Raw genomic sequence first — 23,525 nt, 5'->3', positions numbered from 1 at the left:
CGCACTTCATGCGCCTTCATGGCTCTTCATGCGCGTGATCTGCGGGCAACACCCACGGCGTGGGCGCCATTCTGCCCGGACAGCGTGACGTGCGGCGCGCTCCGTGCAGCACTGTTGCGCAATGCCGCCAGTGCCCCAGAACGTGTTTACGATCTTTTCGGGGCCGCGTTGGGACGCAATCGGGATGAGTGGATGCATCGGATGTGCCGCATGGGCTCGTGCCCATGCAAGCAGCCGGAGCGTCCAATCGCCCGATTTCGCCCCAACCCTTCGGGCAAGCACCTTGCCGGGCGGTCTGCGGCGTTGAGGCGCTTGTGGATAGCCGAGCTATCCACTGCGCACCACGCCTTGCATCCCATCCCGACAAGGTGCTTGCGCGGCCCTGAAAAGATCGTAAACACGTTCTTAGCACGGGCCAGGCCGCGCCAGCAGCAAATACATGTTTGATGCTGTGGCCTGACACCCACTGGTGGGTGGCATCAAACACCGCGTGGTCCGCCGCCTCGAACAACTTGGCCACGGCATACAGGCCAATGACCGCGCCCAAGTGCACCGCCAGCGCGCCATCGCGCCGAGGCAGACAGGCCAGCGCCAATACCACCAGCATGCCGCCCAGTTGCACTACGGCCCAGGGCATCAGGTTGCCGGTGTGTGCCCACCACAGCACGGCCAACGGCCCCGCCAGCAGCACCGCCCCCGCCATGGCCCAGCCTGCCCGTTCGCTCACGCGGCTGGCCGCCAGCCCCAGCAGTCCTGCAAACGGCAGCACCATGCCCAGCCGGTCCCACAGCAGGCCCGCATCCTGCGGTTGCCAGTGGTAAACGCTGGAGCCCACGGCCGTACACAGCAGCCCCGCAAAAAACAGGGCGGCCAGCGCGCGCGAGGCGGGATCCAGCGCTCCTGGCGCCAACCGGCGCAGCGCCCACAGGCCCCACACCCCTGAGATGGCAAACGGCAGATTGCTGAGTACATCCACCGCGCAAGGAATGCCCCACAGCGCCCGCTGGTCGGCAAAGGCATGCTGGTGTGCGCTTGCGGGCAGCACCGGGCCGAACAAGGCCAGCGCCAGCAACGCGGCCGCGCCCAGCAAGAGAGCCAGTTCAGCGCGGGTCGCGGGCTTGTGGCGCCGGGTGGGGAGAGAAATCAGAGAAGTCATGGTCGTCACATCCGTGGATGAGTGGGAATTGCCGCGCAGTGTGTTCAACCGCAGTCACCCGGACACCAGAAAGTCGCTCAGAGGGCTACCAAAGCCACTTCAGGTATTGATAATTGATACCAAGGAGCCAAAGCCCATGAGCACGACCGCCGACCTCGTCACCGCCCTGAAGAAGGAACTCAAGACCGCGCAGATGACCTACGCCGACCTGGCGTTGGCATTGGGCATGGCCGAGTCCAGCGTCAAGCGCATGCTGGCCAAGGGCGACATGCCGCTGTCGCGCATCGACGCCATCTGCCGCGCACTGGCGCTGGACTTTGCCGATCTGGCGCGGCGTGTGGCCGACGAACAGCCTCTGTTGAAAGAGCTGACGCAAGAGCAGGAAAAAGCCGTGGTGGGCGACAAGAAACTGCTGCTGATGGCGATTTGCGTGCTCAGCCAATGGACGCTGGAGCAGGTGACCACCGCCTACCGCCTCACCGAGGCCGAGGGCATCAAGTACCTCGCACAGCTCGACCGCATCGGCATCATCGAGCTGCGGCCACTGAACCGCTACCGCCTCAAGCTGGCCAAGACCTTTCGCTGGCGCCCGCATGGCCCGGTGATGAACTACTTTCGCGACCACGCGTTGTTGGACTACTTCGCGGGCGGCTTTGACGGCGCGGGCGAAGGCGTGCTGCTGGTGCACGGCAACATCAGCCGCAGCCTGGCCCCTGCGTTCATGGAGCGCATGCAGCGCGTGGCCCAGGACTTTGCCCAGCAGCACCTGGCCGACCAGAAGCTGCCCGACCGCGAGCGCGAGGGCTACACCTTGCTGCTGGCGATGCGCAGCTGGGAGTTTGAGGCGTTTGCGTCCATGCGGCGTTAATTTACTCTTATTTTGATAGCTATCAGCGCTTTACCCAAAAGAGCTAGAGGCCAATAGCACCCTAAATTTATGAGTTGAGCACAGCGCCAGCAGCTGTGCTGTGCCACCCCTGCTTGACGCAACAAACAGAAAATACTATTCTTTAAATAACAAATTTTGTTTATTTAAAGATAGTCAAATGAAAACCACCCGCCAGCAACAAGACGCCACGCGCCGCCAGATCGTGGCCAGCGCGGTGGACCTCATGACCCGCCAGGGCTTTGACGGCACGACGATGAAAGACATCGCGCGTGCAGCAGGCATTGGCGACGCCACGATCTACAAGTACTTCCCCACCAAGGACCGCATCGTGCTCGGCTACCTGGACGATGTGGTCCACCAGGCGCTGGCCGAAACCCTGCAGACGTCAGGCTTCGCGGGCTATCAGCTGCAGGAAAAGCTGCAGCGCCTGACCGACGCCGTGCTGGAGCGCCTGCTGGCCGACCGCGAATTTGTGGCCCAGGTGCGCAGTCTGGCGCGGCGCTCGCCGCTGTCGATGCTGGCCGAGCCCCTGGCGGCGCGCCAGAGCCTGCGCGAGGCCGTCGCCAGCTTTCTCGAAGCGGCAGAGGCCAGCGGCGAGATCGAGCCCTGCGACTTCAAAGGCATGGCGGGTGGGCTCTACACCGACTACCTGGCCGGTGTGGTGACCTACTGGCTGGCCGACACCTCCGACGAATTTGCCGACACCACTCAGCTGGTGGACCTTTCGCTGGGTGTGCTGGTGCAGGCACTGCGTGGCGGGCTCGTCAATCGCGTGCTGCAACTGGGCGGCTTTGTGCTGCGCAGCCAGATGGCCCGCATGGTGCAGCACAGCAGCGGCCTCATGGGGATGCTGCAGCTGGCCAAGCAGGCCATGGCCAGCGCGCCCTACAGCACTCCCCAGGCACACCAGGCCCACACGGCAAACGCCGGTTCACCCGCAGCGCCAGAGCCTTCCAAGCCGCCCCGTACGCCGCGCAAACCACGCGCGGCCAACCCAGCCCCGCCCCCCAGCACCACCGCCAAGCCTGCCGCTACGCCACGTAAGAGGAAGTCCGCATGACCACCGCCCCCACCGTGCGCGAAACGCAGGTGCCCGCAGGCACCGCCATCCATGCAAGCTTGCCCGGCGCCCATTTTTTTGATGCCTACGAGGTGGCTGACGGCCAGCCATCCCACACCGCCTTGCAGGCCTGGCTGGACGTGGTGGCCCGCACGCCGCGCTGGACACAAATGCTCATGACCGTGCGCAACAAGCTGGTGCGGCTGGTGGGCCTGAAGGACCTGGGGCAACTGCACGACGGGTACCCCCCCGCCAGCGGCAGATCGCTGCGCGAGGCCAGCAGCTACCGTGTGGGCGACCGCGTGGGCATCTTCCGCATCCGCCACCTGAGCGACACCGAAGTCGTGATGGGCCAGGACGACAGGCACCTCGACGTGCAGGTTGCACTGACCAAGCACAGCGGACGGACCGAGACCTCTGGGCCGCCGACCATGGTGCTCAGCACCGTGGTGCACATCCACAACACGCTCGGGCATGTCTACATGGCGGTGGTGACACCCTTTCACCGCCGCATCGCACGGGCCATGGTGCAACGCCTGGCAGACCATGGCACGCACTGAACCGCCGCGCACCGGCCGCCTGGCGCGCGGCACCATCACTGGCATCGCTGCCGCGCGCATCGGGATGGCCCAGCTGGGGCACCGCGTGCGCACGCCATCTGCCCAAGCGCAGGCCGACCACGAAGCCGCCCTCGGCCGCATCCTCTTTGGCGCGCTGGGCCAGTTGCGGGGCTCGGCGCTCAAGGTGTCGCAGTTGCTCAGCATGCACCCCGGCCTGCTGCCCGACGGTGTGCGGCAAGAGCTGGCGCGCGCCCACCACCAGGCCCCACCACTCAACCGCGCGCTGGTGGGCCGCGTGTTCCGCCAAGCTTTCGGGCAGGAGCCCGAGGCACTGTTTGAACACTTCGAACCCACCGCCTTCGCCGCCGCCAGCCTGGGCCAGGTGCACCGCGCGCAGCTGGCAGGCCACGGCACGGTGGCCGTGAAGGTGCAGTACCCCGGCATCGCCGCCACCATCACCAGCGACATGCAGCTCATGCGCGCCGCGCTGCGCGCCCTGGCCCATACCGACATGCCGCTGCCCGCCAACACGGTGGTGGACAGCGTGATGACCGAGATCGAGGCCACGCTGCTGCGCGAGGTGGACTACCTGCAGGAGGCCGATCAACTGCAGTGGTTTGCACAGCACGCGGTGCTGCCGGGCGTGGTGCTGGCCCAGCCCATCCTGTCGCACACCCGGGCCCAGGTGCTCACACAGCAGTTTCTGCCGGGCCAGCATCTGCAGGACTGGCTGGCCACAGAGCCCACGCAGGCGCAGCGCGACCGGGCCGGACAGCACCTGTGGGACTGGTTCATGCACTGCCTCTTTGTGCTGGGCCGAGTGCACGCCGATCCGCACCCGGGCAATTTCTTGTTCGCACCCGATGGCACCGTGGGCGTGCTGGACTTTGGCTGCACGCGCAGCCTGTCGGAGCACTTTCGCACCCAGGTGACAAAAGCATGGTCCGCACTGCTGCGCCCTCCCACCGACCCACAGCGAGACGCGCTGGTGCTGCAAGCCTACCAGGCACTCGGACTCGTCAACGCCAGCCTCACCGTGCCGGCCTACACCGCCGAACTCGCGCCCGCACTGGCTGACATGCAGGCCTGGCAGATGGAGCCCTTCACGCAACCGGTTTTCGATTTTGGCGTCAAGACGCCGCCACCCATCACCGCCGGACGGCACCAGCGCATGCTGGGCGAGCACCTGGTGCAGGTGCCCGGCGAGATGCCCGCGTTTGAGCGCATGTGGATGGGCCTCATGCACCTGCTTACGGGGCTGGGCGCGCGTGTCCACACGCATTGCCCCGCCCTTCTTCCTTCATAGGACCCCACCCACATGACCTCCCTGACCTCCCCCTCCCCTCGCTCTACGGCCATACCGCTTCGCAACCGCTGGAAGGGCCAGTGGATGCTGGCCGTGGCGGTGCTGCACACGCTGTATGCGGCCGTCGTGTTTCCGACCCAGCTGCAAGAGATCGTGCAGCGCGGCGTTTTCAACAGCGTACAAAAAGACCCGGCCGTGGGCGCCGTGGTCTGGTTTTTATTGTTCGGCGTGTTGTTCGCGTTGCTGGGCTGGGCCATCCTGCTGGCCGAACGCAACGCTGCCCTGGCGCCCGTTCCTTTGCGCGGGCTGGGTGCCGGGTTGCTGGCACTCACGGTGCTGGGCATTGTGCTCATGCCTTCCTCCGGCTTCTGGCTGGCGCTGCCGCCCGCGCTGGCGCTGTGCTGGCCTCAAAGCGCTGAAGGCGAAAAAGGCGGTTGATGCGCAGCGTCTGCACCTTCCACGGCCATCCTGATTGAACTAGAAACTGTCCATGAATACTGCGCTGGTACTGGCAGCCGGGGGCCTCGCCCTGGTGGGTGTTGCGCACTCGGTGCTGGGTGAATTGCTGGTGTTTCGCGCCCTGCGCACAGAGGGCATCGTGCCCACCGGCGGACGGCCCGTGCTGCGGGAGTGGCAGGTGCGCATTCTGTGGGGCACCTGGCACCTGGCCACCGTGCTGGGCTGGGCCCTGAGCGCCTTGATGTGGCGCCTGGGGACCGCGCCCGTGGACGCGGACCTGGGAGCCTGGGTGGCCGATGTGGCCGGGGTCGCCACGCTGGCCAGCGGCGTGCTGGTGTTCTATGCCACTGAGGGCCGACACCCTGCCTGGTTTGCCCTGCTCGTGGTGGCGGCGCTGGTGTGGTGGCGCTGAAGGGCCGCACTACGTTCACGGGGTGGGCAGCTTGCCGGAAGTGTGAGAAAAATCACGGAAACCGCTGCTGCTCCTGCTGCAGGAAACACAACTTCACAAGACTTCGCAATTCGCCTACACCGGCTTGACGCAGCATCTGCACCATGAAGTCTCCGGTTCCGCAAGGAATCATTCTGAGGAGATCACCATGGCCCGCAATGCACTCGCCGCTGTTTCCATCGCCTTGCTGTCTCTGGGCGCCGCAACGGTGGCGCAGGCACAGACCAGCGCCACTGTTGTCATCCAGTCGGGGCAGCCCCACCACTACCAGGCGCCAGCGCCCATGGTGGTGCAATACGGCCCACCACCGCCCCCCCGCCATGAAGTGGCGCCCCGCCCTCGGCACAACATGGTGTGGGTGCCCGGCTATTGGGATTGGCGCGGCCACCGCCACGTCTGGGTCCAGGGCCACTGGGTGAAGGCGCGCCCTGGTTACTACTACCGCGAGCCGCGCTGGGTGGAACACGGCGGCCGGTGGGACCTGCGCCCAGGCCGCTGGGACCGTGATGGCGACGGCATCCCCAACCGCTATGACCGTGACCGCGACGGCGATGGGGTTCCCAACCGCTACGACCGCGATCACCACGACCGAGACCGCGATGGCGTGTCCAACCGCTACGACCGCGACCGTGACGGAGACGGCGTTCCCAATCGGCACGACCGCCGCCCGGACAACCCCTACCGCAATTGAACGATTGAGAGAGTGAACAACTGAAGGAGCTGAAGGAGCGCGGAGGCTCGCAAGCCCCGCGCCCAATCCCCCTTTTGGCCTACGCCCGCCCCCGCTGAGCACCTACGTGGCGCCGCGCACCCGGCCGCCACCATGCAAAGACCGATTCCGCCAGGAATCACCCCGGAGACCACCATGACCCGCCAAACACTGACCGCAGCCACCATCGCCCTGATGGCACTGCTGCCCCTCGTACCGACACACGCGGCCATCCAGGGCACCGTCGTCATTCAGTCCGACCAACCACAGCGTGGGTACCAGCCCACGCAGACCTACCAGGTGATTCCCGCGCCCCCACCACCACGGTACGAAGCCGTGCCGCGCCCACGCCGTGGCCAAGTGTGGGAACAAGGCCATTGGGAATGGCGCGGCAACCGCCACCGCTGGGTGAAGGGCCACTGGGTACAAGCGCGCAGCGGCTACCAGTACCGGCAGCCCCAATGGGTGGAGCGCGATGGCCGCTGGGAAATGCAGCGGGGCCGCTGGGACAGTGACGGTGACGGCATTGCCGACCGCAACGACCGGGATCGCGATGGCGATGGCATCTCCAACCGTAATGACCGTGATCGCGACGGTGACGGCGTGTCCAACCGCCGCGACAGCCAGCCGGACAACCCGCGCCGCAACTGATCTGCCGCGTTCCACGATCCTCGAAACGGTTCAGTCGAATTTCACCTCGGCGCGACCGACACCAGGAAAGTCGGCAACCACCACCGTGCCCGGCGCCACCATCACGGTGCCGGTGCAGGACCCGGTGGTCACCCACTGCCCTGCGCGCAGCCCTCCCAGGCTGCGCGCGCCTTCGTTGGCCAGCCACACCAGCAGCCGCAGCGGGTCACCTGCCGGGTTACCCCAGGTGGCGTGCTGCACGGCCACCGATCCGTTCACCGACAGGCTGACCCCTTGCACAAAGGGCTGCACCGAAGCCACATCGGTCAAACCCGAACCCACGATCAGCGCCCCATGGCAGGCCTGGTCGGCCAGGCGACTCCACTCCCCTTGTTGTGCCCAGGCGGCAAAGCGCGTGTCGCACACCTCGATGGCGGCACGCACCGACACCAAGGCGGCCAGCACCTCGGCCGCGCTGTAGGGCGTGGCGCGTGCGGACAGGTCTGCGCCCAGTTCGTACACCAGCTCCGCCTCCACCCCCATCACGGCAAAGCCTATGGCCGACAAGTTGACCTCCTGGCCAGGCTGCTCCACCCACACCGAGTCGCGGGTCAGCGCCGCACGCGCGGGTTGGGCCTGGGGCGACGCGGCGCCCACCTTCCAGCCCACAATTTCGCCCCGGTCACGCACTACAGCGTCCTGCACGGCGTAGGCCTCGGCCGCATCGCGAGGGCGCAATGCAGCGGGCAGATCCAGCGGCCGGGGCGTGCGTCCCTGGCGCGCCATGGTGATCACGGCGGCGCTGGCGAAGGGGTCAAAGGCGGTATCGGGCATGGGGAAAGCGTCCTGGGGGCGAGTCAAATCGCCGGATTATGGCGACCCCATGTCGCCGCCAGCATCAGCAACGATTGCCACCCATTAGCCGCCCCAAACACCCCACCGCCGCCCGCCCCCTCCTAGAATGGCCCCCGCAGGAGAGCACGGCAGGCCACAAGGCCCACCGCTGCACCGAAGGCGCAAACTCCCATACACGCTCAGGTCCCGTACTGCACCATTTATCAAAGCCGTCTGGAGAGCCGCCCCAACCTGTCAGCAGCGTTGTGGCGCACCGAAGGAGCAAACCGCGCGCCATGTGGGCTGGGCGGTGAATCTCTCAGGTACCAAGGACAGGGGGAGCGGCAGCTTGGCGGATGCGCGCTGGCTGCTTGCTATTTAATTTATAGCTGCCAACGCACATCCATCAAGCGCTGAACCCTTAAAAGGCTTCAAAAATGCGCGTGATCGTTTTGGGCGCCGGCTTGCTCGGCGTGACTTCGGCTTATTTCCTGCAACAACTTGGCCATGAGGTCACGGTCATCGACCGCCAGGGCACGCCCGGCGCCGAGACCAGCTTTGCCAACGGCGGTCAGATCTCGGTGAGCCACGCCGAGCCCTGGGCCAACCCCAGCGCGCCGCTCAAGGTGCTGCAGTGGTTGGGCAAAGAAGACGCCCCCCTGCTGTTCCGCCTGCGCGCCGACATGCGCCAGTGGCTGTGGGGCCTGTCCTTTTTGCGCAACTGCACGCCAGCGCGCACGCGCCACAACATCGAGCAAATCGTGCGCCTGGGCACCTACAGCCGCGACACGCTGCAGCAGCTGCGCGCCGCCACCGGCATCCAGTACGACCAGCGCACGCAGGGCATCCTGCACTTCTATACCAACCATAAGGAATTCGACGGCGCGCTGGCCCCGGCCGAGCAGATGCGCCAGCTGGGCTGCGAGCGCCAGGTCATCAGCGCCGACGAGGCCGTGCGCATCGAGCCCGCCCTGGCCCATATCCGCCCGCAGCTGGCAGGCGCCACCTACACGGCCGAGGACGAATCGGGCGATGCCAACCAGTTCACGCGCGAGCTGGCCAAGATGTGCGAGGCGGCGGGCGTGCAGTTCCGCATGGGCCACCACATCACCGCATTGCGTGAAGTGGCTGGCCGCATCGACCACGTGGAAGTGACCAACGCCGAGGGCCGCTTCGAGCGCGTGCGCGGCGATGCGTTTGTGCTGGCCATGGGCTCGTTCAGCCCGCTGCTGGCGCAGCCGCTGGGCATCCAGCTGCCCATCTACCCGGCCAAGGGCTACTCGGTGACGATGCCGGTGAAAGACGCCAGCAAGGCGCACCAGGTGAGCCTGACGGACGACGAGTTCAAGCTGGTCTTCTCGCGCTACACCAGCGAACGCGGCGGTGATCGCCTGCGCATTGCAGGCACGGCCGAGCTGAACGGCTACGACCGCCACCTGAACCAGGTGCGCTGCGAGGCCATCGTGCGGCGTGTGGAACAGCTCTTCCCTGGCGCGGGCGAGGCGAGCCAGGCCCAGTTCTGGAGTGGCCTGCGCCCCGCCACGCCCAGCAACGTGCCGCTAATCGGCAAGACGAAGGTGGGCAACCTGTTCCTCAACACCGGCCACGGCACGCTGGGCTGGACGCATGCCTGCGGCTCGGGCAAGGCCCTGGCCGACATCGTGAGCGGCCGCGTGCCAGAGGTGGACTTTGCGTTCCAGGGGTTGCAGGGGCGCGCGGCGGGCGCGGCGCTGGTGCCGTCGCGCACGGCGGCCTGAAGCAGCGCGCGATTGCAGCGAGGCAACGCTGCTGCAACCGCCGCGAGAGGCCGCGCCTATTTGGCCGCGCCCGTGGCGTGCGCCACGAATTGCGCCACGGCCAACATGTCCTTTTCGCTCATGCGCTCGGCATAGGAGGGCATCACGCCGATGCCTGCCTTCAGCGCGCGCAACACGCGGCCCGCGTCGGGTTTCAGCTCATCCAGCACCGGACCCACCTGGCCCTCGGCCCCGGCGGCCTGCAGCGTGTGGCACACCGCGCAGGCGGGCTGGATCTTGGTGAACAGCTCCTTGCCGCGCGCCAGCTCGGCCGGCTCGGCGGCCCAGCTGGCACCCGCCCACAGTAACGCTAGCCCTACCAGCAAACCGCCTTGCGGCACCCGAGGCCGTTCGATAGCGGCGCGCACCCATGCCAGTGCCACCGTGGAACTGGCTCTGCCAGGCCACGGGTGGCGTCCCCCCTTCGGGGGGAAGGCGCAAAGCGCCTCAGGGGGGAGCGATGTCATGCCACGGTCACGGTGACGGCGTGGTCGCGCCAGCTGGCGTTGTTGTAGCCGCCCAGATTTTCCTCGCGCTGCTCGGCCTGCACATTGCCTGCCGTGTCGGTGGCTCGGCTGGCCAGCACATGGGTGCCCGCCTCCAGGCGCACGGGCAACGCAAACTGCCGCCAGGCAAAGGGGCCCAGGTCGGGGCCGATGAGCTTGGCCGCCAACCAGGTCTTGCCGCCATCGGCCGACACCTCCACGCCCTTGATGCCGCGCGTGCCGCCAAAGGCCACGCCATGCACCTGCACCTGTCCGGGCTTGAGTGCCCCCTTGTCGGGCAAGGGGCCGTTGATCCAGGACTTCACGCCCATCTCCCACACCGAAGGCTGGTCGGGGCTGGCTTTGGAGCCGGGGGGCGACATGCGGTAGCCGTGCGACATGATGCGCGCCTGCGACTGTGCGCTGGTAAACGCCACGCGCTTGACGTACTTGATGTTGTTCACGCCCTGGTAGCCCGGCACCACCAGCCGCAGCGGGCCGCCGTGCGCGAGCGACAGCGGCTCGCCGTTCATCTCCCAGGCCAGCAGTGCGTCGTCCATCGCCTTCACGGGCACCGAGCGCTCCACCAGTACGGTGAGCGGGTCCGCACCTTCGGGCAGTTTCTCGCCGCCCGTGCCGGTCAGGTAGGCAGCACCATCGGCCAGCCCGCCCAAGGCGGCCACCACGTTGCGCAGTGGCACGCCGCTCCAGACCACACAACCGGCAGCGCCCACCGACCAGGGCGTGCCGCTGGGCTTGCTGGGGAAAAAGCCCCGGCCATTGCCCGAGCACTGCAGCACGGTGGCCACGGTTTCCACGCCCAGCGTCTTGAGTTCGGCCAGGGTCAGGCTGCGCGGACTCTTGACCCCTTCGATCGCCACGGTCCAGGCATCGCGGTTGTCCAGGATGGCGGCGTCGGGCGCGGGCAGGTTGTTGCGCACATACAGCTGGTTGGACGGCGTGATGACACTGGTGCCAAACGCGGAGCGACGGGTTTCGAGAGTGCTGCTGCTGTGCACGATCAGCGCATCCGGTGACTTCCATCCTGCATACGCGGGCAGCGGCTTGGCAGCGGCTGCGGCCTGCTGGGCACGCGCACCGCCGGCCCATCCAGCCAGGCCCAGCGCGCTCAAGGCGGCGGCACTTCCGGCCAGCATGTGGCGTCGCGGCAGGGTCATCGAATCTTTCATGGAAACGTCTCCAAATAATGGGATGGACAAAAACTCTTTGTTGCCCCCGCCCACCCGGCAGGCACAGGGGATCGGGTCAGCCCGCATTCTGTGCGCGAGCTCTGCGCGCCGCACGCATGGCTTCGTTAGCAGGAGTAACAAAAACAAAAGATCAGAAACATTCGTACGCAGGTGCGGGGGGCCTGGGCATATTCGCGGTTTGTTTTGGGGAGAGGAACCGCGCAATGAACATCGCCAGAAAATCGACCCGCGGCCCGCTGGGACTGCTACTTGGCTTATGGCTGTGTTGCAGCGCCGCCCAGGCCCAGCTGACGGCCATCGTGGCCGTGGAGCCCACGGCCCGCAAGGCGGCGCACTCCATCCTGCGCACCTCCGCCGAATCGGGCCTGTCGAAGGCCGCGGGCCAGCCCGTGGCACTGACCACCAGCGACGACCTGGCCGACGTGATGCGCGCCACGCGCAGCGCGGGATATGACATCTTCATTGGCCCTGCCCAGGTGGCTGCGTCCGCGTTGCAACGCGGCTACGAGCTGGTGGGCGCCACGCACAAATCGGACAGATACCTGCTGGTCGGGCTGCAGCAGATCGCTGCGGTGCCTGCCATGAAAGGCCGACGGCTCTATCTGCCCCAGCAGGATTCGGTCTACACCTACATGGCGCGCGGCATGCTCAATGAGGCGGGGCTGTCGTTCCAGGACCTGCGCGCGGTGCAGTACGAGAAATTTCCCCAGGCCGGCCTGACAGCCCTGACTCTGGGCACGGCGGATGCCACTGTGGTGCGCGAGGACGACTGGGCCGAATGGTCGGCAGCGCACCCCGGCCTTGCGCGGGTGCTGGCTACATCGCAGCCGGTGCCTGGCGGGTTCTCCATCGTGGTGAAAAAAGACCTGCCGGCGGATGCGCGCAACAAGCTGGCCCAGTGGTTCAGCGCGTCGTCCTCCGCCAGCGGCCTGCCGCCAGCCTCCGTGCGCCCGGAGGCCGTTGAGTACCGACGTGTGGCCGAGCTGGGGCTGTTCACCCCCACGAGCCTGCCTGGGGTGAAGCGCATCACTGCGCGCGAGGCCCAGACCCTGCTGGTGCAGGGCGCCACGCTGGTGGACACCCGCACCGAGAAGGAATTCAAGACCAAGCGCATCCGGGGCGCCGTGTTTGCAGCGTATGTGGAAAAGAGCCTCAAGGACGTGGCCTTCAATGCCGCACAGGATGATTTCCAGGCGCTGGACAAGCTTCAGGGCGTGGACAAGGCCAAGCCGGTAATTTTTGCGTGCAATGGCGCCGAATGCTGGAAGTCCTACAAAGCTGCCAAGGTGGCCACAGCCAAGGGGTTCCAGTCGGTGTACTGGCTGCGGGGGGGACTGCCCGAGTGGGACGAAACGGGCCTCCCGACCGAAGGTGGCTAGGAGCCAGCGCAGGGTCTCTGGCCCCTGTCCTTACAATTGGTCGCTTCTCAACACCCAAGGGCGCGCAAGGCGCCCTTTGTATGGAAATAGCAATACTGTTCGCCCTCATCCTTCTCAACGGCCTGTTTGCCATGTCCGAGATCGCTCTGGTCACGGCCCGCAAAGCCCGGTTGCAAAAGCTGATTGATGAGGGCGATAGCGGCGCCGCCGCTGCCGTGAAGCTGGGCGAAGACCCCACGCGTTTTCTCTCCACCATCCAGATCGGCATCACGTCGATTGGCGTGCTGAACGGCATCGTGGGTGAGGCCGCCTTGGCTGGGCCCCTGGCGCTGTGGCTTGAAGCACTGGGCGTTCCCATGCCTTTTGGCAGCTACGCGGCCACCGGCCTGGTGGTGGTGCTGATCACGTATTTCTCTATCGTGGTGGGTGAACTGGTGCCCAAGCGCATCGGCCAGTCGTACCCCGAGACCTTTGCCCGCCTGGTGGCGCGGCCCATCAACTTTCTGGCGCTGGCCACCAAGCCGTTTGTGCTGCTGCTGTCCACCTCCACGCGCACGCTGTTGCGCCTGATGGGTGTGAAGGAAACCAGCGGCAGCCCGGTGACCGAAGAAGAGATCCACGCCATGCTGGTGGAGGGCACCACTGCGGGCGTGATCGAATCGCACGAGCACACCATGGTGCGCAATGTGTTCCGCCTGGACGACCGCCAGATCGGCTCGCTGATGGTGCCGCGTGGTGATGTGGTGTGTCTGGATATGGATGCGTCGTTTGAAGACAACCTCAAATGCATCGAAGAATCCGACCACGCACGCTTTCCGGTGGTGCGCGGCGGCATGGACAACATCCTGGGCGTGATCAACGCGCGCCAGTGGCTGTCGCGCACGCTGCGCGACAAGGCGCGCGGCGGCCTGGCCGACCAGCCGCTGCAGACAGCACTGTATGTGCCCGAAACCATCACGGGCATGGAGCTGCTGGACAACTTCCGCCTGTCGGACGTGCACATGGCGTTTGTCATCGACGAATACGGCGAGGTGCAGGGCATCGTCACGCTGCAGGACCTGATCGAGGCCATCACCGGCGAGTTTCAGCCGCGCGACCCGGAGACCTCCTGGGCGCTGCAGCGCGAGGACGGCAGCTGGCTGCTGGACGGCCACATCCCCGTGCCCGAGCTGAAAGACCGCCTGAACCTGGATACCGTGCCCGAGGAGGAACGCGGCCGCTACCACACGCTGAGCGGCATGATCATGCTGCTGACTGGCCGCCTGCCCAAGGTGACCGACACCGTGCAGTGGGAGGACTGGAAGCTCGAAGTGGTGGACATGGATGGCAAGACCATCGACAAGATCCTGGCCACGCGCCTGACCCCCGAGGAAAAGGCCGAAGCAGACGACAACGGCGCGGGCTGACCTGGCCCCCTCCATGGGGCACCGTCTCCGCCAGGGCCCGCCCTGGCGTTCTCTGCGGGCGAAACGGCTCAGTCGCTCAGCGGGCGTGCGGGTCGTCGTCAACGAAAACGGTGAGCACACCGGTGTAACCATACAAGTGGTGGTGCGCAATTTCTCCACCGGCAAAGAACCCGGCCAGCGGCACGTCACCCAGCGCGTGGCGCACGATCTGCAGCTCGGCGCTGGGCCCGCCAAAATGCGAGCCGCCCCGGCCCGAGCAGCTCACATAGATAGCCCCACAGATTCGCCGCCCTGCCTGGGGCGCCGCGCTGGCGCCTGAGGCGCTGTTGGCAGCGGCCATCTCGCCATCCGCGCTGGACGACGACACCAGCGACGCGGGCTCCAGCTCTTCGGGCGAGAGTTCTTCGCGGATCTCGGCGCAGATGCGCATGAGGTCGGCACGCGCCGCTGCCACGTTGCGCTGACAGAACGCCAGGTGCATGCCCGGCTCCACATGGTCGGCCAGGGCCACGCCCCGGCGGCTGCCGTCCAGCCCCACGATGTGGCGCACGCGTGTGTCGGTACCAAAGTGGCCTGTGCGGCGCTGGCCCTGCGGCTGTTCGCCCGCGCTGACCAGCCCGGCCAGCGTGGCGCGCACTTTGCGCAGCGCGGGCTGTGGGTCGCCACCATCCAGCGACACCTGCAGCGTATCGAGCAGCACGTCCAGCGCGGGCTCGCCATCGAGCGCGAGCACCACGTTGTCCTGCGCGGCGGTGATCGTGCGCAGCGCGCCCACGGGCTGGCAGCCCTGCGTAACGCGCGACACCAGCGCCACCCCGGCACCAAACGCCACGCCCGACAGGCCACCGTCAAACACCCCGCTGGCACCGCCCTGCCCGGCCATGTTGCCGTCGCCACCCACGGCAAACTGGACACTGCTGGTGCGGCTGGCAGAGAGGCCACCAAACAGGTAGCCCGTGTCGGTGCGTGCAGCCATCTCGGTCAGCAGCTCGGCCAGTTCGGGCGTGCGGCCATCGGCATGCACCAGGGCGGTATGGGCCATAAACCCACTGCCCGGGTGTGGCGCATGCGTGGGCAGCGGCGCCACGCCCGAGAACACGCGGTACTGGTCTGCAGGCACATCCAGCAGCATGACCGACAGCGCGGGCTCGTCAAAGTACTCGGCGTTGTTGGCCGACACGCCCACCCCCACGGTGCCGCTCCAGTCGGTGACCTCGGGCAGTTCGCCGCTCAGGTAGTCGAGCAGCGCCTGGGCGTCGTTGCCATAGTGGTCGGTGATGTAGAGCAGGCCCAGGGTGGGCGCAGCAGCGTAGTCGGGCAACGCCATCTGGGCGCGCAGCTGCGCCAGCACCAGCGCGGCGGCCATGCGCCATTGGGGGTGGGTGGCATGGCCAGTGGGAAATAGTTTCATGGTGGTGATCTCCATGCCAGGGCGGTGGCGGGCAGATATTGCACCACCTGCGGGTTGTCACACCCGCCCACGTTGGCGTCAGCCCGCTCGCTTGCGGGCGGCTGGGCTGCGGGTGCTGCTGCTGGCCTTCTTGGCGGCGGGTTTTGCCGGGGTTTTGCGGGCTGCAGGCTTCTTGGCAGCGGCGGTCTTCTTGGCGGTGCCCGATGCAGCGGCGCGCTTGGCACCGCCCTGCATGGTCTGCATGCCCTTGGCGGCAAACTGGCTGGCCATTCCGGTCGCCGTCTTCAGGGCTTCTTTGGCAAGGCCAGTGGCCATGTTCTTGGTGGTGTCGATGGCGGTCTGCTTGGCCGCATCCTTCATGGCGTTGGCGGCGATCTGCTGGAACTGACCGGTGAGTGCACCCCACCACTGCATGGGGTCCACCACGGTGGGCGCGGCAGCGGCCGACGCCTTGCTGCCTTTTGTTTTGGCCTTGGCAGGCGGGGCGGCGGGTTCGGCGTCATCACCCTCGTCTTCAGCTTCTTCTTCGGCAGCACTCACACGTCCCGTAGCGCGGGCAGCGGCACCAGCCACAGCCTCGGCGGCGCCCGTCACGGTGTCGGCGGCTTTCTGTACGCCGCTCATCACGGTGTCAGCCGTCTTGAGCTTGAAGGCGTTGGCCACGTCCCCCATGCTGAAGTTCATGCCCTTCAGGGTGGCCAGGGTCATCTTCTGCACTTCCAGCGCCTGGATGGTGGCGGCCAGCGCGCGTGAGTTCTGCTCCAGCCAGAACTGCACGGCCTTGAGTTCGTCGATGCGCTTTTCCAGCTCTTCGACGCTGATGGTGGGCGCCACCCAGTTGCTAAGGTTGGGCAACTGCGGAATGCTGCTGGACGCCCCCTTGGCCAGGCTCTGCAGAAAGTCAAAACCGGGGACAAGTTTGCCGAAACCGAAATTCGATGTATCGCTCATGGCCGCTCCGCAAGAGGTGGGTCTGTGGTGGAGTCACAGCTTACTCCAATGCGTTGCGCAGGCGAAGCGGCCGCCGATGCGGAGATGTCAGTGTTTATGCCCATTCATCATGGTGCCTGCGGTGGCGCCACCGGGTGCTGCCGTGCCCACGGGCACGGTGAGGTCGAGCTTGCTTTCCACGCCCTTGGCGTCCTGAAACACCAGGGTGAGTGGGACCGAAGCGCCTTTGGCCAGCGGCGCCTTCAGGTCCAGCAGCATGACGTGGTAGCCACCGGGCTTGAGTTCCACCGTCTTACCCGCAGGCAGGTCCAGCGCAGGCACGGCGCGCATCTTCATGATGTCGCCTTCCATCTTCATCTCGTGCACTTCGGTGATGCCCGCAGCGGGCGACTCGGCGCGCACCAGGCGGGCGCCGTCCTGGGCGGTGAGGCGCATGAACGCACCGGTGGCCTTCTGGCCCTGCACGCTGGCGCGCGCCCAAGCACCTTCGACTTTGACGGCAGCGGTCTGTGCCCATGCGGGGGTGCTGGCGAGTACAGCGGCCAGTGTGGAAACCAGGGCGGCAGTGTGAAGCAGTTTTTTCATGATGGATGCCTTTCGGTGAGTGAGAGAACGAGAAGAAGGGAAGAGGGATGGAAGGGAGAACAGGTCGTGGGCGGGACTGTCAATGATGGTGGGCAGCGGCGCCGCCCGTGGGCAGAATCTCCAGCGCTGCAGCGGGGGACTTCAGGTCCGAGAGTTTTTGCCCCGCCTTGGGCACATCGACCCAATCGTTGCGGCCTTCGGCACAGACCTGGCGCACGGGCCAGTACACGGTGCCAGCCTGCTCGGGCGCCTGGGCCACGAGCGCGAACTCATCGTAGTGCGCGCTTTGCAGCATGTCGTCCGGCGTCTTGGCCGTCCAGGTCACACGCACCACGTCTTCGGTGATGCTGCGGCCGTGGCTGGTATAGGGCTGGGCGAGCTTTTCGCGCTGTACATCGAGCGTCCAGCCCGGCTTGGGCATGGGGCGCGCGCCGCGCATGCCCGCCGGGATGTCCACCGCAATCTGCCGCGTGGGCGACGCACCGCAGCCGTGGCCCACCTTGAATGTGGCCTTGTAGCCTGCGCCCGCCGGGGCGACCTGGTATTCGAGCACCACATGGGCGGATGCAGAGCCAAAAAGGCCTCCTGCGCCTGACAGCAAAGCGATTACAGCTATCTTTTTCATAGTATTGAGAGGCATGGGATGTATTCCTTTCAGAGACTGACCTTGAGCTCAGCGAGGTAAGTGCGCTGCGGGTAGGGGTGGAAGTTCCAGAACTGGTAGTTGTTCAGGTTGTCGATGCCCACGGCGGCACTCACCTGCTGGGTAATCTGGTAGCGCACGCGTATATCGGTGGTGAAGTAGCGGCTGGCGCCCTGGTAGGCAAAACCGTTCACGTCGGTGTTGTCCAGCGTGCTGTACTGCTTGCCGCTGTAGCGCGCGCCCAGTGTGTACGACCATTTGTCGTCCGGCCGGTAGGTGGCAACGGCACTCGCGCGCCACTCGGGGATGCGCGGCTGCCACTTGCCCACGCTGGCGGGGAACTTGTCGTTGCGGGTGATCTTGGAGTCCGTCCAGGTCAGGCTGCTGCCCAGCTCCAGCCCGCGCATGAAGACATTGGTTGCCTGGTACGACAGTTCCAAGCCCTTGGTGAGGATGGCGTCCACGTTCTGCACGTTGGTCACGTTGGGTGTGACGAGCACATTGGGTTGGGAATACAACGCGTCTTTCGTGCGCTCAAAGAACGCTGTGAGGCGCAGCAAACCGTTGCCCATGTCGCGCTCGGCGGTCAGCTCGGTGGTCCAGCTTTTTTCAGGCTTCAGGTTCGGGTCGTTGTTGATGAGCGTGCCGCTGCCACTGATGCCACCCTGGTACAGCTCAGACACGGTAGGCATGCGCACCGCACGGCCGGTGGAGGCCTTGAGCACCCACAGGTCATTGGCCTGCCAGGCCACGGCGGCCTTGGGCGAGAAGTACGTCTCGTTGCGCTCGGGGTGGCTCAGCGTGGTGGTGGCATTGCCGGTCTGGCCGTTGCTGGCGCTCCAGCGTTCGGCGCGTGCGCCGAGCACAGCCTTCCACTTCGGCGCGATCTTCCAGGTGTCTTGCGCCCACAGGCCCAGCAGTTGGGTGTCGCCGTTGAAGGCCTGGTTGCGCGCGCCCGCAGCGCCATTGATCCAGTTGCTGGTGGCGTTCTCCACCGTGCGCAGCTGGTAGCTGTCGCGCTGCAGGCCAAAGTCCACAATGTGCGCGCCTTGCACCCCATCGGGCCGCCAAGTGCCCTTGGCGGCCAACGTGTTCCAGCCCGTGCCCTTGCTGTTGACGATGCGGCCCGCGCCGCCGTTCAGCGCGACCGGCAGTGCCACGGTGGCTGCACGCAGTGTGTCGGTCTGGTAGTCATACAGGCTGGCCGCTACTTCCCAGTCGAACACGCCCTTGGTGTTGCTCTTGACCGAGAGCCCGTGCATGAAGTGCGTGAGGTCTTCGTTGGAGACGTTGAAGTCCGTGGGCGCCAGCGCAAACGAGCGACCGTTGATGTTGACCGTGCCGCCGTACACCGCATTGCCGTTGGCATCGCGCAGGTAGCTGGTGGGGCGCCCCTCGGATTCGTTGTGCCACCAGCCCAGGGTGTAGGCCGCGCGCACGGTGGGCGAGAAGTCGTAGGCGATCTTGGCCTTGATGTGGTCTTGCTGCGTGTGGTACTGGGTGGCAGTGCCCAGCAGGTACCAGGGCTGTTTGCTTCGGTTGTTGCCCAGCACAGCACCGGTCACGGGCGTGCCCGCGTTGCCCACGGTGCCGGCGGACACGAGGCGCGTGGGGAAGGTGAGCGGCTGGCCTTCGCTGTCGGTCTTGTTGAAGTTGAGGAACCAGGACCAGTCGCCGTTCTTGTTGCCGACGGATGCGCTGACCTGCTTGCCCGCATAGGTGGCACTGGTGCCGTACAGGTCGAAAGGCTGGTGCTGGACGCTGACCTGTCCGTGTGCCTCGAACCTTGTTGGCATGCGCGTGACGTAGTCCACCACCGCGCCCACCGAGTTACCTGCATACGCAGCTGAGAAGGGGCCGTAGAGCACATCCACGCGCTCGATCTCCTCGGGCGTGACCAGCATCCAGCGCGGCGCGTTGGTGGGGCCGTTGCCGAGGTAATTGCTCAGCAGAATGCCGTCGGCAAACACCATGGAGCGTGCCGGGTTGCCCGTGCCCGAGGCGCGCGTGGACAGCACGGCGTGGTTGTAGTCGCCGATGTAGCGCTTGCGCACCAGCAGGCTGGGCAGGTACTTGAGGGCGTCTTCGCTGTCAGTGGCGTTGATCGAATGCTCGATCTGCTCGCGCGTCACGCCCTCGATGGTGGTGGGAATCTGCGTGGGCAGCGAGGTGGGCTGGCCGCCGCTGATGGTGACAACGCCCAGTTCCTTGACGGGGGCATTGCTGTTGCCGGCGCTGTCGACGGTCTGGGCCAACGCGGAAACACCCACGCAGAGTGCGAGGGGAAAGGCACTGGCCACGGCCAGCGCCATGCGACTTTTGCGCATGGGAACTCCTGAGTTTCAAGCCAAATAGGCTGCCAGCGCTTATCTATCAAGCGCAATCAGCTATTAAAAATATAGCAATTTCAGGAGGAGGCGGGGGGCCCACGCGGCGGCAGCGGCGCGGCGGTGCGCGCAGCAATGTGCGCGGCAGGGATGGGGCGCAGGGCATGCGCCAGGGGGTGGACCACAGGCAGCTGGGCCTGCGACACGGGAGGAGGAGCGCCGACATGCGCGCACAGGGGGCAGTCCAGCGTGTGGCTGGACATCTCCTTGGCGCCGTCATCGGTCTTGACCAGCAGCTTGATGGCGCCCGAGCCCGAACAGATCAGTTCCATCGCCTGCGGATTGACCAAGGGCGACGCCACCGCCACCCCGATGGACAACACAAACCACGCCAGCACAAGGCGGGCGAGCCAGCGAAGGCTGCAAATGGTTTGCAGGGAGGGCATGGGTGCGAATTGTAGGGGGCCTGGGTGCGCACCCCTTGACCGGGGTCATCTGCGCGACGGACTGCGCCCCCGCCCCCACCTAGGATGCGTGCTGCATTCACCACCACAACGGAGACGCCACCATGCTCACACTCTGCGGCTTTTCGGCCAGCAACTACTACAACAAGATCAAACTCGCCTTGCTCGAAAAGGGCCTGCCCTTCACCGAAGAACTGGCCTGGGTGGGCGAGACCGACCGCAGCGCCAGCCCGCTGGGCAAGGTGCCCTACCTGCGCACGCCCGAGGGGCCGCTGTGCGAATCGGCCGTGATGGCCGACTACATCGAGACAGCCCACCCACAGCCAGCGCTGATCCCCGCCAACCCCTACCAGGCCGCCAAGGTGCGCGAGCTGATCACCTTTCTGGAGTTGCATCTGGAGCTGGTGGCACGCAACCTGTATCCCCAGGCGTTTTTTGGCGGAACCGTGAGCGACACCGCCAAGGAAAAGGTGGGAGCGCAGCTTGAGAAAAACATTGCCGCCTTCGGTCAGCTTGCGAAGTTCAGCCCCTACGTGGGCGGCGACGCCTTCACCCTGGCCGACTGCGCAGCCATCGTGCACCTGCCGCTGGTCAGCTCGGCCACCAAGATCATCTATGGCCGCGACTATCTGGCCGATCTGCCTGTGCGCGAGTACCTCACGCGCATGGCAGAGCGCCCCCACGTGCAGCGCGTGAACGCCGATCGCAAGACCAACACCGCTGAAATGCTGGCGCGGCCGCCCAAGCGCTAAGAACCTGTCCTAAACCCGCCCCCAGGCGCTGGGTCTTCATCCCTTGACCTTGGTCAACCGAGGTCATCGCGCACAAGCGCACCATGCAGGTATCCGATCACCCTTGAGGAGACACCGCATGGACAAGACCCAGGCCGCCCCATTCCGCCAACAATTGCTGGCCCAGCAATCCGAGCTGCTGGCCCAGTTGGCCGCGCAGCGCGGGGGCGTCATCGGCCGCGCCGAGGCCGCTGCCGACCACTTTGGTCAGCCCGAGGACCCGCGTGCCCAACTCGCCACCGAGCGTGAACTGGAGTTTGCGCTGGACGAGCGCGAAACCACCCACCTGGCCGCCGTGGAAGCCGCTTTGGCCCGCATTGAAGCGGGTACGTACGGCGAATGCACAGACTGTGGCACCCACATCACCGCCGCACGCCTGCACGCCACCCCCGAGGCCGCACGCTGCGTGCATTGCCAGGAAAAGGCCGAGCAACACCGCCGTGCTGCGTGAGTTCGCTCACGCATTCAGGCCCCTTTTCCCTTCTTTCCCCGTTTTTTCTCGTCACTTCAAGAAAGCCGATTCATGAGCACTTTTCACGCAGTAGTCTGGATGGACCAGTCCGAAGCCCACGTGGTGATGTTCGACCGCGAGCATGCCGAGGCCCAGCGCATCAAGTCCCGCAGCCACCACAAGCACCAGGGCAAAGCCGACGACCTCACCGCTTTCTTTGCCGACGTCGCCCAGGCCTTGGCCGACACGCGTGAAGTGCTGCTGGCTGGCCCGGGCCTGGTACGCAACCAGTTCCGTGACTGGGCGGCCAAGCACCATGCTGCGGTGGCCGATGTGGTGGTGGACTCGGTGGCAGCAGACCACCCGACCGACGCCCAGCTGGTGGCCATGGCGCGCCAGTATTTCAAGAAGTTTGACAACATGGCCGCCGACCCGTCGGTCGCCTGACAGGCCTCCAGGCCGCGCCCGCAGCGCAGCCTTGGCTGCTATCCTTTACGGGATGCGCAGCCTCTTTCACCTCGCCTTTCACGTCACCGACCTGGATGCCGCGCGCCGCTTTTATGGCGGCGTGCTCGGTTGCCAGGAAGGCCGAAGCACCGATACCTGGGTGGACTTCGATTTTTTCGGCCACCAGATCTCGTTGCACTTGGGCCCCCCGTTTGCCAGTGCCCGCACCGGCCATGTGGGCGACCACCTGGTACCCATGCCGCACTTTGGCGCCATCATTGAATTGCCCGACTGGCATGCGCTGGCCGCACGGCTGAAGGCCGCCGGCACCACCTTCGTGCTGGATCCGCAGGTGCGCTTTGAGGGCCAGCCCGGCGAACAGTGGACGATGTTCTTCCACGACCCCAGCGGCAATCCGATCGAGATCAAGGGCTTTCGCTCACTGGACGCGGTGTACGCATCGTGAGCTACACCTTCGCGTCCGCCACCATCCTGCTCCTGCTGATCACCGATCCGCTGGGCAACATCCCCATCTTTGCCAATGCCCTGCGCGGCGTGGCGCCCGAGCGCCGGGCGCGGGTGATCCTGCGGGAGGTGCTGATTGCGTTTGCGCTGCTGCTGGTGTTTCTGTTTTTCGGGGCTCAGTTTCTGCAGGTGATGAACCTGAGCGATTTGTCGTTGCAGATTGCGGGTGCGGTGGTGCTGTTTCTGATCGCGCTGCGCATGATTTTTCCGTCGGCTGACGGCCCACAGGCGGAGCTGCCGGGCGAACCCTTGATCGTGCCGCTGGCCATCCCTGCCTTGGCGGGCCCCTCAGCGCTGGCCACCGTCATGCTGCTGGTAGCCCAGGCGCCGGAACGCCGCTGGGAATGGGTGGGCGCGCTGTGCGTCACCATGGCCGTGTGCGCCGTGGTGTTGCTGATGGCAGAACGCATCCAGCGCCTGGTGGGCGAACGCGTGGTGATGGCGTTTGAACGCCTGACGGGCCTGATCCTGGTCGCCATCTCGGTAGAGATGCTGATCCGGGGAATCAAGCAGCTCGCGCAGCAGCTGTAGCCGCCCCGCGCACGCAAAACTGATGGAGGGCGGGCCAAGGCCGCCCCCGGAGCACTGGCATGCGCCCG

General features: G+C 66.1%; 26 protein-coding genes and 1 riboswitch. Of the genes, 16 read left to right on the top strand and 10 right to left on the bottom strand.

Going from position 1 to position 23,525, the window contains the following annotated elements; all coding sequences use genetic code 11:
• Positions 1–16 precede the first annotated feature (16 nt).
• Positions 17–1,156, bottom strand: coding sequence for a hypothetical protein (locus C8C93_RS22725; protein ID WP_233559542.1), 1,140 nt, complete (start codon positions 1,154–1,156; stop codon positions 17–19).
• A gap of 136 nt (positions 1,157–1,292) precedes the next feature.
• On the opposite strand from C8C93_RS22725, the gene C8C93_RS22720 reads away from it, so the two are divergent.
• From C8C93_RS22720 to C8C93_RS22685, 8 genes are all read left to right on the top strand, one after another.
• Positions 1,293–2,024: a helix-turn-helix transcriptional regulator gene (locus C8C93_RS22720; RefSeq protein WP_055401999.1), complete on the top strand. Its 732-nt coding sequence runs from the start codon at positions 1,293–1,295 to the stop codon at positions 2,022–2,024.
• Between the two features lie 178 nt (positions 2,025–2,202).
• On the top strand, positions 2,203–3,105 hold the full coding sequence (locus C8C93_RS22715; RefSeq protein WP_121508382.1) for a TetR/AcrR family transcriptional regulator: 903 nt from the start codon (positions 2,203–2,205) through the stop codon (positions 3,103–3,105).
• Complete coding sequence (locus C8C93_RS22710) at positions 3,102–3,665, top strand: DUF2867 domain-containing protein (protein WP_121508381.1); 564 nt, start codon at positions 3,102–3,104, stop codon at positions 3,663–3,665. The genes C8C93_RS22715 and C8C93_RS22710 overlap by 4 nt, the downstream gene beginning before the upstream one ends.
• Positions 3,652–4,971 carry an AarF/ABC1/UbiB kinase family protein gene (locus tag C8C93_RS22705; RefSeq protein ID WP_121508380.1) on the top strand — a complete coding sequence of 440 codons (1,320 nt, stop codon included), beginning with the start codon at positions 3,652–3,654 and terminating at the stop codon, positions 4,969–4,971. The genes C8C93_RS22710 and C8C93_RS22705 overlap by 14 nt, the downstream gene beginning before the upstream one ends.
• Positions 4,972–4,983: 12 nt before the next feature.
• A complete protein-coding gene (locus tag C8C93_RS22700; protein ID WP_233559541.1) occupies positions 4,984–5,409 on the top strand; it encodes a DUF6463 family protein in 426 nt (141 codons plus the stop codon).
• Between the two features lie 52 nt (positions 5,410–5,461).
• The gene (locus tag C8C93_RS22695) at positions 5,462–5,842 is read left to right on the top strand and encodes a hypothetical protein (protein WP_121508378.1); all 381 of its coding nucleotides are present in this window, start codon (positions 5,462–5,464) and stop codon (positions 5,840–5,842) included.
• Between the two features lie 187 nt (positions 5,843–6,029).
• Complete coding sequence (locus C8C93_RS22690; RefSeq protein ID WP_121508377.1) at positions 6,030–6,572, top strand: YXWGXW repeat-containing protein; 543 nt, start codon at positions 6,030–6,032, stop codon at positions 6,570–6,572.
• Positions 6,573–6,746: 174 nt separating this feature from the next.
• Positions 6,747–7,241 carry a YXWGXW repeat-containing protein gene (locus tag C8C93_RS22685; RefSeq protein ID WP_121508376.1) on the top strand — a complete coding sequence of 165 codons (495 nt, stop codon included), beginning with the start codon at positions 6,747–6,749 and terminating at the stop codon, positions 7,239–7,241.
• Positions 7,242–7,271: 30 nt separating this feature from the next.
• Here the strand turns inward: C8C93_RS22685 and C8C93_RS22680 are convergent, their stop codons facing one another.
• The gene (locus tag C8C93_RS22680; protein WP_121508375.1) at positions 7,272–8,054 is read right to left on the bottom strand and encodes a 2-keto-4-pentenoate hydratase; all 783 of its coding nucleotides are present in this window, start codon (positions 8,052–8,054) and stop codon (positions 7,272–7,274) included.
• 224 nt (positions 8,055–8,278) lie between these two features.
• Positions 8,279–8,400: riboswitch (glycine riboswitch) on the top strand.
• A gap of 91 nt (positions 8,401–8,491) precedes the next feature.
• Here C8C93_RS22680 and C8C93_RS22675 point away from each other — a divergent pair.
• Positions 8,492–9,811: a D-amino acid dehydrogenase gene (locus C8C93_RS22675; RefSeq protein WP_121508374.1), complete on the top strand. Its 1,320-nt coding sequence runs from the start codon at positions 8,492–8,494 to the stop codon at positions 9,809–9,811.
• Between the two features lie 56 nt (positions 9,812–9,867).
• Here the strand turns inward: C8C93_RS22675 and C8C93_RS22670 are convergent, their stop codons facing one another.
• Together C8C93_RS22670 and C8C93_RS22665 are read right to left on the bottom strand one after the other, a co-directional pair.
• A complete protein-coding gene (locus tag C8C93_RS22670; RefSeq protein ID WP_099731962.1) occupies positions 9,868–10,176 on the bottom strand; it encodes a cytochrome c in 309 nt (102 codons plus the stop codon).
• A 137-nt stretch (positions 10,177–10,313) separates the two neighbouring features.
• Positions 10,314–11,525 (bottom strand): sulfite oxidase, encoded by a 1,212-nt coding sequence (locus tag C8C93_RS22665; protein ID WP_121508373.1) that lies wholly within the window; start codon positions 11,523–11,525, stop codon positions 10,314–10,316.
• Between the two features lie 224 nt (positions 11,526–11,749).
• Here C8C93_RS22665 and C8C93_RS22660 point away from each other — a divergent pair, with 224 nt between their 5' ends.
• On the top strand, positions 11,750–12,925 hold the full coding sequence (locus C8C93_RS22660) for a rhodanese-like domain-containing protein (protein ID WP_121421383.1): 1,176 nt from the start codon (positions 11,750–11,752) through the stop codon (positions 12,923–12,925).
• A gap of 80 nt (positions 12,926–13,005) precedes the next feature.
• Positions 13,006–14,331 (top strand): hemolysin family protein, encoded by a 1,326-nt coding sequence (locus C8C93_RS22655; protein WP_121508372.1) that lies wholly within the window; start codon positions 13,006–13,008, stop codon positions 14,329–14,331.
• A gap of 76 nt (positions 14,332–14,407) precedes the next feature.
• Here C8C93_RS22655 and C8C93_RS22650 read toward each other — a convergent pair whose 3' ends face one another.
• From C8C93_RS22650 to C8C93_RS22625, 6 genes are all read right to left on the bottom strand, one after another.
• Entirely contained in the window at positions 14,408–15,742 is a 1,335-nt protein-coding gene (locus tag C8C93_RS22650) for an FIST N-terminal domain-containing protein (RefSeq protein ID WP_121508940.1), read from the bottom strand.
• 78 nt (positions 15,743–15,820) lie between these two features.
• The gene (locus tag C8C93_RS22645) at positions 15,821–16,693 is read right to left on the bottom strand and encodes a PhaM family polyhydroxyalkanoate granule multifunctional regulatory protein (protein ID WP_055395361.1); all 873 of its coding nucleotides are present in this window, start codon (positions 16,691–16,693) and stop codon (positions 15,821–15,823) included.
• 87 nt (positions 16,694–16,780) lie between these two features.
• Entirely contained in the window at positions 16,781–17,278 is a 498-nt protein-coding gene (locus tag C8C93_RS22640) for a copper chaperone PCu(A)C (protein WP_121508371.1), read from the bottom strand.
• Between the two features lie 79 nt (positions 17,279–17,357).
• A complete protein-coding gene (locus C8C93_RS22635; RefSeq protein ID WP_233559540.1) occupies positions 17,358–17,918 on the bottom strand; it encodes a YcnI family protein in 561 nt (186 codons plus the stop codon).
• Between the two features lie 14 nt (positions 17,919–17,932).
• On the bottom strand, positions 17,933–20,248 hold the full coding sequence (locus C8C93_RS22630; protein WP_121508370.1) for a TonB-dependent receptor: 2,316 nt from the start codon (positions 20,246–20,248) through the stop codon (positions 17,933–17,935).
• 80 nt (positions 20,249–20,328) lie between these two features.
• Complete coding sequence (locus C8C93_RS22625) at positions 20,329–20,694, bottom strand: DUF2946 family protein (protein WP_121508369.1); 366 nt, start codon at positions 20,692–20,694, stop codon at positions 20,329–20,331.
• 122 nt (positions 20,695–20,816) lie between these two features.
• Between C8C93_RS22625 and C8C93_RS22620 the strand changes: the two genes are divergently transcribed.
• The 5 genes from C8C93_RS22620 (at position 20,817) to C8C93_RS22600 (ending at position 23,457) form a co-directional block, all read left to right on the top strand.
• Positions 20,817–21,464: a glutathione S-transferase gene (locus tag C8C93_RS22620; protein WP_121508368.1), complete on the top strand. Its 648-nt coding sequence runs from the start codon at positions 20,817–20,819 to the stop codon at positions 21,462–21,464.
• Positions 21,465–21,582: 118 nt separating this feature from the next.
• A complete protein-coding gene (locus C8C93_RS22615) occupies positions 21,583–21,954 on the top strand; it encodes a TraR/DksA family transcriptional regulator (RefSeq protein WP_055395348.1) in 372 nt (123 codons plus the stop codon).
• Between the two features lie 72 nt (positions 21,955–22,026).
• The gene (locus tag C8C93_RS22610) at positions 22,027–22,401 is read left to right on the top strand and encodes a hypothetical protein (protein WP_121421387.1); all 375 of its coding nucleotides are present in this window, start codon (positions 22,027–22,029) and stop codon (positions 22,399–22,401) included.
• Between the two features lie 52 nt (positions 22,402–22,453).
• The gene (locus C8C93_RS22605) at positions 22,454–22,867 is read left to right on the top strand and encodes a VOC family protein (RefSeq protein WP_121508367.1); all 414 of its coding nucleotides are present in this window, start codon (positions 22,454–22,456) and stop codon (positions 22,865–22,867) included.
• Positions 22,864–23,457 (top strand): MarC family protein, encoded by a 594-nt coding sequence (locus C8C93_RS22600; RefSeq protein WP_121508366.1) that lies wholly within the window; start codon positions 22,864–22,866, stop codon positions 23,455–23,457. Before C8C93_RS22605 ends, C8C93_RS22600 begins: the two co-directional genes overlap by 4 nt.
• Positions 23,458–23,525 lie beyond the last annotated feature (68 nt).

It is taken from the genome of Acidovorax sp. 93 (genome assembly GCF_003633835.1).
GTDB classification, from domain to species: domain Bacteria; phylum Pseudomonadota; class Gammaproteobacteria; order Burkholderiales; family Burkholderiaceae_C; genus Acidovorax; species Acidovorax facilis.
The sequence above is the reverse complement of the archived record's forward strand: the minus strand, read 5'-3'. Positions and strand labels throughout refer to the sequence as shown.